Origin of the sequence: Streptomyces hokutonensis, from assembly GCF_000376565.1 — a bacterium.
Classification (GTDB): Bacteria; Actinomycetota; Actinomycetes; order Streptomycetales; family Streptomycetaceae; genus Streptomyces; species Streptomyces hokutonensis.
Genome location: NZ_BARG01000052.1, coordinates 52,791 through 68,596, shown reverse-complemented (window position 1 = coordinate 68,596; position 15,806 = coordinate 52,791). Strand labels below are relative to the sequence as shown.

Sequence of the window (15,806 nt, the reverse complement as noted above, 5' to 3'; positions counted from 1 at the left end):
ACGGCCGTGTGTGCCCGGGGTGCCGCCGTCAGGTCACCAGGAGGAGGTGTGCGTCTGCGACTGCTGTGCCTGCTGCTGCGCCGGGAACACGGAGTCGCCGCCGAACAGCGGCGCGGGGGCGGGCGCCTGCTCGCTCGTCTCGTCGTCACCGAGCATCATGTCCGGGTCGAACATGACGATGACGGCGGCGATCAGCAGGACGATGAGCGGGCCGGCGAGCATGACCAGGAGGAACGCGACCAGGTCGGCCGAGGACTGCGCGGACGCGGCCTGGTGGGTGAGGTGCACGGAGACCGCGGCCATGCCGGTGTAGTGCATGCCGGTCACGGCCACACCCATGACCAGGCTCGCGCCGAGGCTCGCCCACAGCGCGTGGATGGAGACCGCCGCCCACAGCGCCGCGGTGGCCGCCCCCACGGCGATCACCACGGACAGCACCACGGTCAGCGGGTCGTAGTGGAGGGTGCCGTTCGTCTGGATGGCGGCCATCCCGAGGTAGTGCATCGCCGCCACGCCGAGTCCGGTGACCGTGCCCGCGATGGCGAGGTTGAGCGGTGAGCCGCCCCGGTAGCCGACCAGGAACACTCCTACGGCGACCACCACGATCGCCACGAGGAGGCTCAGGAGCGTCTTCGTCGTGTCGTAGTTGACCAGCGCGCCCTGGACGCTGAAGCCGATCATGGCGATGAAGTGCATGGTCCATATACCGCAGCCGATCGACACCGCGCCCATGGCCAGCCACCGGGCTCTGTGCTGCGGGCGGCGCAGCGAGCGGGTCGTGCAGCGCAGCCCGAGGGCCGCGCCCAGGCATGCCATCAGGTAGGCGGCGACAGGTGTCACTGCGCCGTAGTAGAAGTCGGAGACGGTGGCGGTCATCGAGGGTTCCCTTCACGTGCGTGCAGGCAGGCGGCACCGCAGTCGCGGTGTGCCGGCACGGTGACGTGCGCACGCTCCCGTCCGACGGGCCACGGAGACCGCCGGGCCGCGCCGGGCGCGGGCCTCCGGTCGGGAGACGCGCGGGGACACAGGGTGCGCCACGGCAGGGGCGCGCGCGGATCGACCACTCCCGCCCCTGCCGCACGTTCGTACCGGCTCGGCCGGGCGGACATGCACGAGCGCGCGGACATCCTGCGAACGGAGACAGGACACGGGGAACCGAACGGTCGAGTTCAAGCCACCAGGCCGAGTTGTGCATGATTCAATCACGGCCTGCACACATTTCCTGCACAACCTGGATAGCTGTTAGCCGAATCGATACATCGCCACCACTGCCCATAAAGCCCACCAACGTGGCGAGTTCACCCTCCGGCCGACCGCGCACGCCCCGGCTGCAACCGGAACGCCGGGTGTCGTCGTCAGAACCGCTAACTACTCATGTTTGTAAGGGCAGTTGGCAACCGAGAACGTTGACGTGCGCCACACTCGTCCCAGGGTGCGGGCACCAGGGGTGGGAGTGACGCATGGCCGGGTGGAGACCAGTCTTAGCGGCGACGACGGGGGCGTTACTGCTGGCGGGGTGCAGTGGCGGGGCGGGCGACGACGAGCCGAAAGCGGAGGGGACGCCGAAGAAGGGGGCCGGTGCTTCGCCCTCGGCCTCGGCGTCGCCCGTGACCGAGCCGTACACGCTCGCCGAGGACCGGGCGCCGAAAACGCGGGCCGAGGCGGTCGCGTTCGTTCGTGAACTCACCGTGCGCCCCGACTACTTCGGCACCGGGTACCGCAGGCGCGATCCCTTCGAGAGCGATCCGGCCGAGTGGGCCGTGCTCGGCGAGGACTGCCTGTGGCGGCGCGAGGCGCTGCCCGGCACCGTGCTGGCCAGTCTCACCCGGGCGTACGAGCTGCCGGCGAAGGACGGCAAGGGGCCGGTGTACGTGTCGTTGACCGTCACCGTCCACCAGGACGTCGTGTCGGCGCGGCGCGACATGGCCGGGTCGCTGGAGGAGGCGCTGCGCTGTCCCGAACAGCAGCTGAACGCCACGGACCGGGTGCTCGGCCTGTTCTCCCGGGTGGACGCGTTCACCGACGGGCGGTCCGTGATCTCCGACGACGACCTGACGGAGACCGGGAGTTGGGCCGCCGACGGCGCCAAGCCGCATCCCTTCGACTGGTACAAGTTCCGGATGGGACCGGTCACCGTGGCCGCGACCGCGCGACACGGCTCGGGCCGGACCGAGGCCGAGGACTCCGCCGTCACCACCGACATGGGCAAGGGAATGACCTTCGTCGCGGCGAGCATCGACGGCAAGGGCAGGGCCGGCGACGCCGCCGAACCCACCGGGACGAAGGGGGCGGGACAGTGAGCGAACCGCTGCGGTCCTCCGACCCGTCCCGCATCGCGGGGTTCCGGCTGCTGCGGCGGCTCGGCGCCGGCGGCATGGGCGTCGTCTATCTCGGGCGCACCGAATCCGGGGCACTCGCCGCGGTCAAGGTGATCCGGGGCGAGGGCGCCGGGGACGACGACTTCCGGGCCCGGTTCGCGCGGGAGGTGGAGCTGGCGCGGCGGGTGGACAGCCCCTGGGTGGTTCCCGTCCTGGACGCGGACGCCGGGGCGCGCGAGCCGTGGCTGGCCACCGCGTTCGTTCCCGGACCCTCCGTCGCGGAGGCGGTCGCCGCGCACGGCCCGCTGTCTTCGCAGGCCGTACGTGTCCTGGGCGGGCTGCTGGCCGGGGCGCTGGACGCCGTGCACGCGGCCGGGCTCGTGCACCGGGACGTCAAGCCGGGCAACGTACTGCTCGCCCTGGACGGGCCGCGCCTGATCGACTTCGGCATCGCGCGCGCCACCGACGACACGGCGCTCACCGCGTCCGGGCTCGTGGTCGGCACCCCGGGTTTTCTCGCCCCGGAGCAGGCCGAGGGGCAGCCCGCCACGTCCGCGAGCGACGTCTTCGCGCTGGGCTGTGTGCTGGCGTACGCCTCGACCGGCACGCCTCCCTTCGGCACCGGGACACCGGACGCCCTGATGTACCGCACGGTCCACGACGAACCCGAACTCGCCGGTGTGGAGAGCGAGTTGCGGCCCTTGGTGGAACGCTGCCTGGCCAAGGACCCGTCCGAGCGGCCCACTGCCGAGGACATACGGCGCGTGTTCACCGATGACGCTCCGGACGCCTCCGGCGGCTGGCTCCCCGACCCCGTCGCCCGGATGGTCGCGGCACGGGCCGCCGAGAGCCTCGCCTTCCCGGACGTCGAGCCCACGGTCGTGGACGAACCGGCCGATCCCGCCCGGCACCCGGGACGGCGCCGTCTGCTGCTGGCCGGCGGCGCGCTGCTGCTCGCGGGCGGCGGGACCGGGGCGGCGGTGTGGGCGTCGGGGGACGACGAGAAGCCGGCCGCGAGCCCCGCGCGTCCCGTGTACGTCCTCGGTGTGCACACGACCACCGGCACGGCCGAGGCGGCCGTCAGCCGGGCCTCCGAACGCGCCGCCCGCCTCGCCGTCGCCGAGCACAACGCCACGCGGACGCGCTCCTACGACCTGAAGGTGAAGGTCCTCGCCGACCGGGGCGACACGGACACCGCCCGGGCGGTGGCACGCGAGTTCACCGCCGACCGGGACGTCGTCGCCGTACTGGGACCGGTTGCCGAGATCCCCATGCGGACGGCCCCGGCCGTCTACGGTGCGGCCGGGCTGACCCATGTCTCCAGCACCACGGGCCAGCAGGACTACTTCCTGACCTCGCCCAAGACCTCGTTCCAGAGCGCCCCTGCCCACGCCGCGCTCGGCGGCTGGATCGGACTGCACGCCTACATCACCCGACAGGTGGTGCCGGCCGGCGTCGTGATCGACCGGGCCGGCGGCTCGGCCATGCAGGACGAGGGCACCCAGGTGGTCACCAACTGGCGCAACGTCCTCAAGAGCGAGGTCGTGCCCCGCGTCGTCGCGGAGGACACGGACGACGGCCCGAAGGCGGTGCGTGATGTCCTCGCCGCCGGTGTGAAGGCATTCGTGTACCTGGGCGCCCTGGACGCCACCGTCCGCACGGCCCAGGAGCTGGCCGCGGCCGGCTTCACCGGGCCGCGCTGGATGCAACACCAGCTCTACGGCTCGGACTTCCCGCGCCTCGCGGGCGCGGCCGGGGAGGGCTGGTTCGTGGTGACGGACGCCGTGGACCCCTCCGTCCTGACGACGAAGCGGGCCAAGGACTTCACCGCTGCCTGGCGGAAGCGGTACGGCAGCACTCCGGAGCCGTACGCGACCGAGGCGTACGACAGTGTGAAAATGCTGCTCGCCGAGTTCGCCCGCACGGTCCCGGCCGGGACGCGTCGACGGCCGGTGCGGGCCGATCTCGCCGTGCGGCTGGCGAAGGTGAAGTACCGGGGCATCGCCCGCACATACGCCTTCGGCGACCTCCACCAGTACGACAACAGCTCGACGGGCTGGGCGGACGAGACCTTCGTCCACGAGGTCCGCGGCGGGCGGTTCCGGCAGCTGGGATCGCTCGGCGATCTGAACCGTGCGGCGCAGAGCCAGGGCTGAGGAACGAACGACGGGGAAACGGAGGCGGCTGTCTTGGAACGGCTCCTGCCCACCGATCCGTCCCTGATCGGCGGGCACCGGCTAGCCGGGCGGCTCGGCGCGGGCGGCATGGGCGTCGTCTACCTGGCGCGCTCGCCGCACGGCGCGTGGTGCGCGCTGAAGGTGATCCGCGCCGAGTATGCCGACGACCCCGGCTTCCGCGCCCGTTTCCGCCGTGAGGCCGAGCTGGCGTCGCGCCTCACGAGCCGGTGGACCGTGCCGGTCGTCGCGGCCGACGCGGACGCCCGATCCCCGTGGCTGGCCACCGCGTATGTGCCCGGCCCGTCCCTCGCCGAGGCAGTGGCGCTGCGCGGCCCCTGGCCCGAGGCGCAGCTGCGCGGGCTCGGTGCCGTGCTGGCCGAGGCACTGGACGGGGTGCACAAGGCCGGGCTGGTCCACCGGGACGTCAAGCCCGCGAACGTGCTGCTGGCCGCGGACGGGCCGCGGCTGATCGACTTCGGGATCGCGCGGGCCGTCGGCGCGACCGCGCTCACCACGGACGGCACCGTCGTCGGCTCCCCCGGCTACCTCTCCCCCGAGCAGGCGCGCGGGCTCACCGTCGGCCCGTCCAGCGACGTCTTCTCGCTCGGCTGCGTCCTCGCCCACACGGCCACCGGCCGCCCGCCGTTCGGTACCGGCGGCGCGGCGGCCGTGCTGTACCGGACCGTCGGCGAGGAGCCGGACCTGGACGGCATCCCGGAGAGCCTCGGCCGGACCGTACGACGCTGCCTGGCGAAGGAACCGGAGCGCCGCCCCAGCGCCCGTGAACTCCGCGACGCCTTCGGCGAGTTCGCCCTGGCCGAGTGGCTGCCCGAAGGGCTGCCGGCCCTGGTGGCCGCCCGTGCCGCACGCGTCCTCGACCTGCCCGTTCCCGATCCGACGATGCTCGCCGGGCCCTCCCCGGTGGACGCGCCGCCCTCGCCCACCCGGCGGCGCCTGCTCGTCGCGGGGGCCGCGCTCGGGGTATCGGCGGTGGCCGGGGCGGGCGCGTGGTGGGAGTGGGGCCGGTCCGCCGCGTCGGCGAACACCGGTTCCGTACGGCGCTCCCGCCATGTCGTCGCCCTGCTCGGCAGCCCGGACGACCCCTCGTTCACCAACCACCGGCGCGGCGCACTCCTCGCCGTCGAGCAGCACAACCGGGACGCCGAGCGAACCGTGGATCTCGTCCTGCGCACCGCGGACGACGGCGGCACCGCGAAGGGCTCCGCCGCTGCGGCCGCCAAGCTGGCCGCCGACCCGGACGTGTCCGTGGTGATCGCCGCGGGCACGAACGCGACCGTACCCGCCGCCCTCGCCCCGTGCACGAAGGCCCGGCTGACCCTGCTGATCACCCGCGCCGACACCGAAGCCCTCGACGTCGTCAACACCACCAGCGCCCTCGTGCTGCGCAACACCCGGATCGTCGGCCCGATCGCGGGGGTGATCTATCTGAACCGGGCCGTCAAACCCGCCCGCACGGTGATCGTGCACGACCTGGCCACCGAGGCGCAGAGCCTGGTCACGGTCCGCATCACCACCGTCGACGGCGTGCTCGACGGCGGGACGACGGTGGAGGAGGTGGCCGCGGACGAGGACTTCACCGGGGCCGCCGGCCGTATCGCCGCCCGCCCCCGCGACGCCGTCCTCTTCGGCGGGGTGAGCCCGGACCGTGCCGCCGCCTGCGCCCGCGCGCTGCGGGACGCGGGACACCGGGGCGCCCGGGTCGCGAGCGAGCAGGTCCTCGGCGCCCCCTTCCTCGCCGCCGGCGAGGGCTGGAGGATCGCCACGGGCTACACCGACGCGAACGCCGACACCCGTACCAAGGCGTTCGCCGCCGCGTTCCGCGCCCGCCACGGACACGCGCCGGGCGCCTGGGCGGCCGAGGCGTACGACGCCGTCCGGTTCGCCGCCCACGGCCTTGCCTCCGTCGGCGACGACGGCCGTACCGCCCTGCGCTCGGAACTGCTGCGCCGCCCCTGGCAGGGCATCACGCGCCGTATGAGCTTCGACGCCTCCACGCAGTTCTTCCAGGCCGGCGAGGACGGCGGAGGGTTCCTGTTCCGGGTGACCGGAGGAGCCGCCCGCTTCGTGGCGCGGTCCGCCGACATCGGCAAGAAGACATGAGCCTTTGTGCAACTCCCTTTGAGTGCAAGGGAGTTGCACAAAGGGTCACGCGCCGACGTACGCCGCCAGGTGCTCCCCCGTGAGCGTCGACCGCGCGTCGACCAGGTCGGCCGGTGTCCCCTCGAAGACGATCTTGCCGCCGTCGTGTCCGGCGCCGGGGCCGAGGTCGATGATCCAGTCGGCGTGGGCCATGACCGCCTGGTGGTGTTCCACGACGAGGACGGACTTGCCGGAGTCGACCAACCGGTCCAGCAGGCCGAGGAGTTGCTCGACGTCGGCGAGGTGGAGGCCTGCGGTGGGCTCGTCGAGGACGTAGACGCCGCCCTTCTCGGACATGTGGGTGGCGAGCTTGAGGCGCTGGCGCTCGCCGCCGGAGAGGGTGGTGAGGGGCTGACCGAGGCTGAGGTAGCCGAGGCCCACGTCGGCGAGGCGGGTAAGGATCTTGTGTGCGGCCGGAGTCGCCGCCTCGCCCGCACCGAAGAACTCCTCGGCCTCGGTCACCGACATCGCGAGCACCTCGCTGATGTCACGGCCGCCGAAGTGGTACTCCAGCACCGACGCGTCGAACCGCTTCCCCTCGCACTCCTCGCACGTCGTGGCCACGCCGGCCATCATCGCCAGGTCGGTGTAGATGACGCCGGCGCCGTTGCAAGTGGGGCAGGCGCCCTCGGAGTTGGCGCTGAACAGGGCCGGCTTCACGCCGTTGGCCTTGGCGAACGCCTTGCGGATCGGTTCGAGGAGTCCGGTGTACGTCGCCGGGTTGCTTCGGCGTGAGCCCCTGATGGCGCCCTGGTCGACCGACACGACGTTCTCGCCGGCCGGGATCGACCCGTGCACCAGCGAACTCTTGCCGGAGCCCGCGACACCGGTGATGACGGCGAGGACGCCGAGCGGGATGTCGACGTCGACGTCCTGGAGGTTGTTGGTCGCGGCGCCCCGGATCTCCAGGGTGCCGGTGGGCTTGCGGGTCGACTCCTTGAGCTTGGACCGGTCGTCGAAGTGCCGGCCGGTGATGGTGCCGCCGGTGCGCAGCCCCTCGACGGTGCCCTCGAAGCAGACGGTGCCGCCGGCCGTACCGGCGCCCGGGCCGAGGTCGACGACATGGTCGGCGATCGCGATGGTCTCCGGCTTGTGCTCGACGACGAGCACCGTGTTGCCCTTGTCGCGCAGGCGCAGGAGCAGGTCGTTCATGCGCTGGATGTCGTGCGGGTGCAGGCCGATGGTCGGCTCGTCGAAGACGTAGGTGACATCGGTGAGGGAGGAGCCGAGGTGGCGGATCATCTTGACGCGCTGCGCCTCGCCGCCCGACAGCGTGCCCGCGGGCCGGTTGAGCGAGAGGTAGCCGAGGCCGATCTCGACGAACGAGTCGAGGGCGTGCCGCAACGCGGTGAGCAGCGGCGCGACCGACGGCTCGTCGAGGCCGCGCACCCACTCGGCCAGGTCGCTGATCTGCATCGCGCACGCGTCGGCGATGCTGATGCCCTTGATCTTCGACGAGCGCGCGCCTTCGTTGAGGCGGGTGCCGTCGCAGTCGGGGCAGGTGGTGAAGGTGACGGCCCGGTCCACGAACTCGCGGATGTGCGGCTGCATGCCCTCCCGGTCCTTGGCGAGCATCGACTTCTGGATGCGCGGGATCAGACCTTCGTAGGTCATGTTGATGCCGGCGATCTTCATCCTGGTCGGCTCGCGGTGGAGGAAGTCCTGGAGTTCCTTCTTCGTGAACTTGCTGATGGGCTTGTCGGGGTCGAAGAAGCCGGACTCGATGTAGAGGCGCGAGTTCCAGCCGCCGCCCGTGTAGCCGGGCACGGTGATCGCGCCCTCCGCAAGGGACTTGGAGTCGTCGTAGAGCTGGGTGAGGTCGAGGTCGGTGACCGAGCCGCGGCCCTCGCAGCGCGGGCACATGCCGCCGGTGATGCTGAAGCTGCGGCGCTCCTTGACCTTCTGTCCGCCGCGTTCCATGGTGACCGCGCCCGCGCCGCTGATCGAGGCGACGTTGAAGGAGAACGCCTTGGGCGAGCCGAGGTAGGGCTTGCCGAGGCGGCTGAAGAGGATGCGCAGCATGGCGTTGGCGTCGGTGGCCGTGCCGACGGTGGAGCGGGGGTCGGCGCCCAGCCGCTGCTGGTCGACGATGATCGCGGTGGTCAGTCCGTCGAGGACGTCGACCTCGGGACGGGCCAGCGTCGGCATGAAGCCCTGCACGAAGGCGCTGTACGTCTCGTTGATCAGCCGCTGCGACTCCGCGGCGATGGTGTCGAACACGAGTGAGCTCTTGCCCGAGCCGGAGACACCGGTGAACACCGTCAGCCGGCGCTTCGGGATCTCGATGCTGACGTCCTTGAGATTGTTCTCGCGCGCCCCGTGCACGCGGATCAGGTCGTGGCTGTCGGCAGCGTGCAGCCCGGACGACTGCGTGTCCGTTCTCGTGGCCTTGCTCATCGTGCGTTCCCTCCGTTTGCGCCGGGCCGCCGAGAGTCGCTCGACGGTCATCGCCCGGCTCGATCCAACCAGGCTTCGAGCGGTACGTCCGCTTCCGGTCGGTGCCGCACCTGGCAGTCACGCTAGGGGGAAGGCGTGGCCTCGCGCTTCTCGAATCCTGACCGGTCCGGTCGCCGCTCACCGTGCCGCGCCCGGCGCACGTGGTGCAGATGCCGGCCCAGCGCGACCACGGCCAGGGCGGCGACCAGCCCCGTCACACCCCGCCAGCCGAACCGGTCGTACGTGCGCACCCCCAGCCACGAGCCCGCGCTGCCGCCGAGGAACGCGCAGGTCATGTACGCGGTGTTGATACGGGCCCGGGCCTCGGGCCGTAGCGCGAAGATGCGGGCCTGGTTGGCGACCTGGCCGGACTGGACGGCGACGTCGAGCAGCAGCATGCCCGCGGCCAGGGTCAGCAGGCCGGCCGTGCCGCCCCCGGCGGCCGGGACGAGGAGCGCCGCCGAGGCGATCGTGCCGAGCATGGCGAGGAGGCTGACCCTGTCGGGGCCCCGGCGGTCGGCCAGTCGTCCGGCGAGCGGGGTGCTGAACATGCTGGCCGCGCCGACCAGTCCGAGGATGCCCACGGCCTGGGCGCCCATGCCGTACGTCGGTCCGGTGACGAGCAGGGTGAGCGTGGTCCAGGCGGCGCTGAAGCCCCCGAAGACCATGGCCTGGTAGAGGCAGGAGCGGCGGAGGTCCGGTTCGGTGCGCAGCAGCCGCAGCGGGGCGGCTATCAGGGCCGGGTAGCCGTGCCGGGTGGAGGGCGTCGTGGGCGGGACGGCCCGGGAGAGGACCGCGGCCAGCACCAGGACGACGACCGCCGCCACGAGGTACGGCGCCCGCCAGCCGAACCGTTCGCCGAGGGTGCCGCTGAAGGTGCGGGCCAGGAGGATGCCGCCGATCAGGCCGCTGAGGAGGGTGCCGGTGACGGCTCCGCGGCGTTCGGCGGGTACGAGTCCGGCGGCCATCGGGATGATGATCTGGGGCACGACCGTCGTCACACCGGTGATCGCGCTCGCGGCGACGAGCAGCGGGAGCGAGGGCGCGGCGCTCGCCGCGAGCAGTCCGGCGGCGGTGAGCACGAGCAGGGTGACGATCAGGGGGCGGTGCGGGAGCCGGTCACCGAGGGGGACCAGGAGGAAGATCCCGGCCGCGTACCCGAATTGGGCCGCCGTGACGACGAGGGCGGCCGAGGCTGCGGAGACGCCCAGGTCGGCGGCGACGAGCGAGCTGATCGCCTGTGGGAAGTAGATGGTCGAGACACCCACGCCGCAGGCGAGGGACAGGACGAGGATCACCCAGCGGGGCACGGACACACCTCACGCGAGAACCGGTTTGACTGGTTCGGGTGACGGTAGCAGGAGAGCCACTCTCCTGGCACCACTTAAACCGGTTCCATGGAGGTAGGGTGGGCGCGTGTCATCGACTCCGCGCTTCCGCCAGGGCGCCGGGCGCCTCTGCCTGGACTTCATCCGCACCCTGCGCCACCGTGGTTCGCCCGACGTGGTGGAGGAACTCCCCGACGCCGGGGCCCTGTCGGCATGGGTGCGGCAGTGCGGCCCCTGCGCGGCAGGAGGGGGCGCCGACGCGGCCCGGGCACGCGAGCTGCGCGAGGCGGTCTACGTCCTGATCACCGCGGCCCGGGCCGGCCGGCTGCCCGACGCGCGCTCGATCGCCCTCGTCAACCAGGCCGCCGTACATCCCGTCCCGGTACCGCGCCTGACCAGCGCGGGGCGGCTCGACTGGCGGGCCGAGGACCCCGTCCGGGCCACTCTCGCTCTCGTCGCCCGTGACGCCCTGGACCTCGTGACCTCCCCGTCGCTCACCCGCGTCCGCGACTGCGCGGGCCCGACCTGCGGCGCCCTGTTCCTCGACATCTCACGCCCGGGGAACCGCCGTTGGTGCTCCATGGGCACCTGCGGAAACCGTGCCAAGAAGGAGACACTGCGCGGCAGGACTGCCTGATCAGCGCGCCGGAGAGAACTTGTTCACCTCTCCGCAACCGCCTTTGGGATCCACATACTTAAAGTGTGGATCCCCGTCTCCAAGACCTGATCCCGATCCCCCGAACATAGCCCCTCGCACCCCCGGAACGGATCACGCATGCGCCTCCCATCCCACCCGCACACCCCATGACACGCCACGGCGTACGAAGGATCGTGCCCCTGCTGCTGGGCTGGGAGGAACTCCCCAAGTCCGTCTCCGTGCACGGTGCCCCGTACGAGGAACGGCTGCGTGAACCCGTACCGGCGGTCCTCCTGGAGTGCGACGGCGGCTGGCTGTTGCTCGACACGGGCTTCAACACGGCGCTGATCCGGGACCCGGCCCTGCGCGGCCGCTTCTACGGCTCCCCCAACTACCGGCCGATCCTCCCGGGTCCGGGCGAGCCCCTGGAGGAGGCCCTCGACGCGGCCGGCATCCCGATGGACGCGATCCACGCGGTGGCCGTCAGCCATCTGCACGCCGATCACGCGGGCGGGCTCAAGCACTTCGCGGGCCGGGTGCCGGTGCACGTCCAGCGCGAGGAACTCTCCTACGGCCTCTCCGGAGAGCCGGAGGTCGAGCGCCACTCCATCTTCCGCGTCGACTTCGACGACCCGCGCATCGACTGGCGACAGGCCGACGGGGACGTGGAGATCGCCCCCGGCGTGACCGCCGTACTGACCGCCGGGCACACCCCCGGACACCAGAGCTTCGTCGTCGACCTCGCGGACGGCGGCGGTTTCGTGTTCGCCTTCGACGCGGCCGACCTCACCGAGAACATCGAGCACGAGCGTCCCATCGGCGCCTCGATCGGTGTCGACCCGGAGAGCACGGTGGAGCCGATCCGCCGGCTCAAGCGGATCGCCGCCGAACGCGGCTACGAACTCATCCCCGGTCATGACCCCGTGGTCTGGCCCGAGTTGATCCGCCGCCGGGTCATGTCGGGCGCGTAGCCGGCACTGGCCGGATCGCGCCCACAGCCCGGTTCACACGCCTTTAACACCCGGGACACGAGAGGGACCTTGTGGCCCGTGAACATGTTATTGGATCCAATCTTGACACTTTGAGATCCATTATCCGAGGATCGGTGCCCAAGGAGGCCCACATGCCGGACCAGTCAGCTGGATCGTCCTCACCCGGCTCCACCCCGTCGACGGCGTCGCGCCGCACCATGCTCCGGGGCGCGGGACTCCTCGGAGTGGGCGTCGGCTTCGGGCTCCCCGCCCTGCTCAGTGCCTGCGGCGCGGCGGCCGACGACGCGAAGGGGAGCAGCAAGGGCGGCACGCTGACCCTCGCCATCGACGCGACGAGCGCGGTCAACGACCCGTCGTTCTACACCTCGTTGGGCGACTGGATGGCCGTCGACTGCATCTGCCGGGGCCTCACCTTCATCTCCTTCGAGACCAACGAGCCCACGCCCGACCTGGCCAAGAGCTGGACGATCTCCGACGACCAGCTCACCTACACCTTCGCGCTGCGCGAGGGCGTCAAGTTCCACGACGGTACGACGCTGACCTCGGCGGACGTACTGGCCAGCCTGGGGCGGCAGTTCAACGAGAAGGACCCGACGCTGCCCAAGGGCGCCACCCGCCCGCTGTCCGACCTGGGCGCGAACGTCGCCTCGCTGACCGCTCCGGACGACCTCACCGTGAAGATGGTCCTGAAGAAGCCGGACCGCACGACCCTCGGCCAGCTGTCAGACATCGGTGGCCGCATCATCTCCAAGGCCGCGCTGAAGAAGTACGGCGCGGACATCGGCAAGCACCTCGTCGGCACCGGCCCGTTCGCCTTCTCCGCCGCCACCTCCGGCCAGTCGATCACCCTCACGGCCTTCGACGAGTTCCGCCTCGGCAGACCGCCCGTCGACCGGCTGGTGCTGCGCCAGGTCCAGGACCCGTCGACGATCGTCAGTTCGCTGCTCAGCGGCGACATCTCGGCCACCCAGTTCACCCCGTACTCGGCCGCCGCGCAGCTGCGCAAGGACGACTCGGTGACGGTCTACAAGACGCCGTACAACGCCAACGCGATCCTGATGATCGACGCCCGCCGGGTCCCCGAGCTCAAGGTCCGGCAGGCCATCAACCTCGCGATAGACCGCAAGGCCATCCTCGACCAGGCCTTCTACGGCGTCGGCGCGCTGCCCGCCGGGTACGCCATCCCGCCCGCGCAGAGCGGCTACGACACCAGCCTCGCCGACCTCAGCACCCAGGACACGGCGAAGGCGAAGCAGCTCGTCGCCGAGGCCGGTGCCGGTGGCCGGCGGATCCGGCTCATGGCGGCCAGCGACTCCTGGCACCCGAAGGCCGCGCAGATCGTCGCCCAGAACCTCACCGACGTCGGCTTCAAGGTGGTCACCACCTCCGTCGACCCGGCGACCTACTTCACCCGGCTCCTCGACGGCAAGGACGACTACCACGACTTGATGATCTGGGAGCGCAACACCTACGTCCCGGACGCCAACGACATGGTCGGCGCCATGGCCAGCCCCACCGGCCTCTACGGCGCGACGATCACCGGCATGGACACGCTCAAGGACGCCGCCTCGCTCCAGGCGGAGCTGGACACGGCCAAGAACCTGCCTCTCGGCGCACAACGCACGGCCGCCTACACGAAGATCCAACGCCGTTGGGCCGAGGACTACATGGTCCTGTCGATGCTGGCCTGCTTCGCCAATCTGGTGGTCAGCGGCTCGCACGTGAAGCACATGAACACGGCGGCGCTGGCCAACCACCGCTGTTACATGGAGAAGGCCAGTGTCTGACACCACGACGGCTCCACCACCCGTGGCGACCGTACGGCCCCCTTCGTCGCCCTTCACCGGGCGGAGCGTCCTCGCCGTATGGCGTCGGCGCCGGCTGGCGCGGTCCTGGCCGGCCGTGCTGTCGTGGCTGGTACTGATCGTCCTGGTGCTGGTGGCCGTCGTAGGGCCGCTGCTGGTCCAGGCGGACCCGCTGCGTCAGACGTCCTCGGCGCTGTTGCCGATGGGCTCGTCCGGCCATCTGTTCGGCACGGACGACCTGGGGCGTGACGAACTGGCCCGACTGGTGCACGGCGCACGGCCGTTGCTGCTGGTGGCGTTCTCGGCGACGGCGCTCGCGGCCGTCGTGGGAACCGGCATCGGACTGATCGCCGGGTATGCGGGCGGTGTCGTCGAGCAGGTCCTGATGCGGATCGTCGATCTCGCCCTCGCCTTCCCCTCCATCCTGCTCGTCATCCTCCTCGTGGCGGCCGCGGGGCCGGGGACGGTCAGTCTGGTCTTCGGCATCGGGGTGTCCCTCGCGCCCGGTCTGGCCCGGCTGGCCCGTGCGCTGACCGCGCGCGAGGCGGCCCATGACTACGTCGTCGCCGCCAAGTTGGGCGGTACCCGGACCTCGCGCATCCTCGCCCGCGAACTTCTCCCGAACATCGCCGGACCGATGCTCGCCCAGGTCGTGATGACGCTGTCGATCGCGGCGGGCTTCGCCGCCGGCCTGTCCTATCTCGGCCTCGGCATCCAACCCCCGCAGCCCGACTGGGGCTACATGGTCCAGGCGGGCCAGGAGTTCCTCTACACGGCACCCCGACTGGTCGTCCTGCCCGCGACGTTCACGCTGCTGTTCGTCGTCGCCTGCAACTTCGTGGGCGACGACCTGCGCGACGCGCTCGACGTGAAGGGGCCCGCGTGACCACCGCACTGCTCCCCCTCCGCAGGCCCAAATGGGCGGCGGGACCAACTCTGTTGGTCCTACGGCGACTCGCGGTCATCCCCGTCGTCCTGTTCGCACTGGCCAGCCTGGTGTTCCTGGCGATGCGGCTGCTGCCCGGCTCCCCGGCGACCTCGCTCGCGGCCGGCGGCAACACCCTGTCCGCGTCCGACCTGGCGGCGAACGAGGCACGCGTCAACAAGGCACTCGGCCTCGACCGACCGCTGATCGTCCAATACGGCAGCTTCCTCAACGACTTGGTGCACCTACGGCTCGGCACCTCGTTCTACGGCTCCAACAGCGTCCTGGGTCTGCTCGGCGACGCACTCCCCGCCACCATCGAGCTGACGCTCGCGGCGATGACGATCGCGGTGCTGCTCGGTGTCGTCACCGGGGTCATCGCCGCGCTGCGCAAAGGGAGTTGGCTCGACCACTCGACGCGGGCCGTCGCCACGGTCAGCTTCTCGCTGCCGTGGTTCGCGCTCGGTGTCCTCGGCATCGTCGTGTTCGGTGTGTGGCTGCGCTGGCTCCCGGTCCTCGGCCGGCTGCCCAGCTCGCTGGACTACAACCCGACCACCAACTTCGTTCCCCTGGACGCGATTCTGCAGAACCGCCCCGAGCTGGTGTGGCCCTGGATCCAGCATCTGATCCTGCCCGCCGTCACGTTGGCGCTGTCGATGGCCGGGTTCATCACCCGCATCGTGCGCGCCTCGGTGCTGGAGGTCCTCGACGACGACTTCGTCAGGACCGCGCGGATGAAGGGCCTGAGCGAGGGCGTCGTGATCCGCCACCACGTGCTGCGCAACTCCTGGCTCCCCATCGTGACCGTCCTCGGGCTCCAATTCGGTTCCCTGCTGGGCGGTTCGGTGATCACCGAGACGGTCTTCTCGTACGCCGGTGTCGGCCGCCTGCTCGTGCAGGGCGTCCTGCAACGCGACTACCCCGTCGTGCAGGGCGCCGCCCTCGCCATCGCGCTCCTCTTCACCCTGGTCAACCACGCGGTGGACGTGCTCTACACGGTCCTCGATCCGCGGCTACGGAAAGGATGA

Annotated in this window: 11 protein-coding genes; 8 read left to right on the top strand and 3 right to left on the bottom strand. The window is 71.4% G+C overall.

Going from position 1 to position 15,806, the window contains the following annotated elements; genetic code table 11:
* Positions 1–33: 33 nt before the first annotated feature.
* A complete protein-coding gene (locus tag SSP08S_RS31530; RefSeq protein ID WP_019071651.1) occupies positions 34–876 on the bottom strand; it encodes an MHYT domain-containing protein in 843 nt (280 codons plus the stop codon).
* A 731-nt stretch (positions 877–1,607) separates the two neighbouring features.
* Here SSP08S_RS31530 and SSP08S_RS31525 point away from each other — a divergent pair.
* Genes SSP08S_RS31525 through SSP08S_RS31515 form a run of 3 tightly spaced genes read left to right on the top strand, consistent with a single transcriptional unit; the run spans position 1,608 to position 6,616 of the window.
* The gene (locus SSP08S_RS31525) at positions 1,608–2,300 is read left to right on the top strand and encodes a hypothetical protein (protein WP_019071650.1); all 693 of its coding nucleotides are present in this window, start codon (positions 1,608–1,610) and stop codon (positions 2,298–2,300) included.
* On the top strand, positions 2,297–4,474 hold the full coding sequence (locus tag SSP08S_RS31520) for a bifunctional serine/threonine-protein kinase/ABC transporter substrate-binding protein (RefSeq protein WP_019071649.1): 2,178 nt from the start codon (positions 2,297–2,299) through the stop codon (positions 4,472–4,474). The genes SSP08S_RS31525 and SSP08S_RS31520 overlap by 4 nt, the downstream gene beginning before the upstream one ends.
* Before the next feature lie 33 nt (positions 4,475–4,507).
* On the top strand, positions 4,508–6,616 hold the full coding sequence (locus SSP08S_RS31515; protein ID WP_019071648.1) for a bifunctional serine/threonine-protein kinase/ABC transporter substrate-binding protein: 2,109 nt from the start codon (positions 4,508–4,510) through the stop codon (positions 6,614–6,616).
* 45 nt (positions 6,617–6,661) lie between these two features.
* On the opposite strand, the gene SSP08S_RS31510 is transcribed toward SSP08S_RS31515, so the two are convergent.
* Both SSP08S_RS31510 and SSP08S_RS56250 read right to left on the bottom strand, forming a co-directional pair.
* Complete coding sequence (locus tag SSP08S_RS31510; protein WP_026178996.1) at positions 6,662–9,052, bottom strand: ATP-binding cassette domain-containing protein; 2,391 nt, start codon at positions 9,050–9,052, stop codon at positions 6,662–6,664.
* A 122-nt stretch (positions 9,053–9,174) separates the two neighbouring features.
* The gene (locus SSP08S_RS56250) at positions 9,175–10,407 is read right to left on the bottom strand and encodes an MFS transporter (RefSeq protein WP_019071646.1); all 1,233 of its coding nucleotides are present in this window, start codon (positions 10,405–10,407) and stop codon (positions 9,175–9,177) included.
* Between the two features lie 100 nt (positions 10,408–10,507).
* Between SSP08S_RS56250 and SSP08S_RS31500 the strand changes: the two genes are divergently transcribed.
* From SSP08S_RS31500 to SSP08S_RS31480, 5 genes are all read left to right on the top strand, one after another.
* The gene (locus SSP08S_RS31500) at positions 10,508–11,056 is read left to right on the top strand and encodes a CGNR zinc finger domain-containing protein (RefSeq protein ID WP_019071645.1); all 549 of its coding nucleotides are present in this window, start codon (positions 10,508–10,510) and stop codon (positions 11,054–11,056) included.
* A gap of 167 nt (positions 11,057–11,223) precedes the next feature.
* Positions 11,224–12,027, top strand: a complete 804-nt coding sequence (locus tag SSP08S_RS31495; protein ID WP_026178995.1) for an N-acyl homoserine lactonase family protein — start codon at positions 11,224–11,226, stop codon at positions 12,025–12,027.
* A 152-nt stretch (positions 12,028–12,179) separates the two neighbouring features.
* Positions 12,180–13,835 (top strand): ABC transporter substrate-binding protein, encoded by a 1,656-nt coding sequence (locus tag SSP08S_RS31490; protein WP_019071643.1) that lies wholly within the window; start codon positions 12,180–12,182, stop codon positions 13,833–13,835.
* A complete protein-coding gene (locus SSP08S_RS31485) occupies positions 13,828–14,739 on the top strand; it encodes an ABC transporter permease (RefSeq protein ID WP_245607993.1) in 912 nt (303 codons plus the stop codon). The genes SSP08S_RS31490 and SSP08S_RS31485 overlap by 8 nt, the downstream gene beginning before the upstream one ends.
* Positions 14,736–15,806: an ABC transporter permease gene (locus tag SSP08S_RS31480; RefSeq protein ID WP_245607992.1), complete on the top strand. Its 1,071-nt coding sequence runs from the start codon at positions 14,736–14,738 to the stop codon at positions 15,804–15,806. Before SSP08S_RS31485 ends, SSP08S_RS31480 begins: the two co-directional genes overlap by 4 nt.

Excerpts from the sequence above, each read along its gene's own strand:
- SSP08S_RS31530 (WP_019071651.1), bottom strand. The coding sequence starts at position 876 with ATGACCGCCACCGTCTCCGACTTCTACTACGGCGCAGTGACACCTGTC.
- SSP08S_RS31510 (WP_026178996.1), bottom strand. The coding sequence starts at position 9,052 with ATGAGCAAGGCCACGAGAACGGACACGCAGTCGTCCGGGCTGCACGCT.
- SSP08S_RS31495 (WP_026178995.1), top strand. The coding sequence starts at position 11,224 with ATGACACGCCACGGCGTACGAAGGATCGTGCCCCTGCTGCTGGGCTGG.
- SSP08S_RS31490 (WP_019071643.1), top strand. The coding sequence starts at position 12,180 with ATGCCGGACCAGTCAGCTGGATCGTCCTCACCCGGCTCCACCCCGTCG.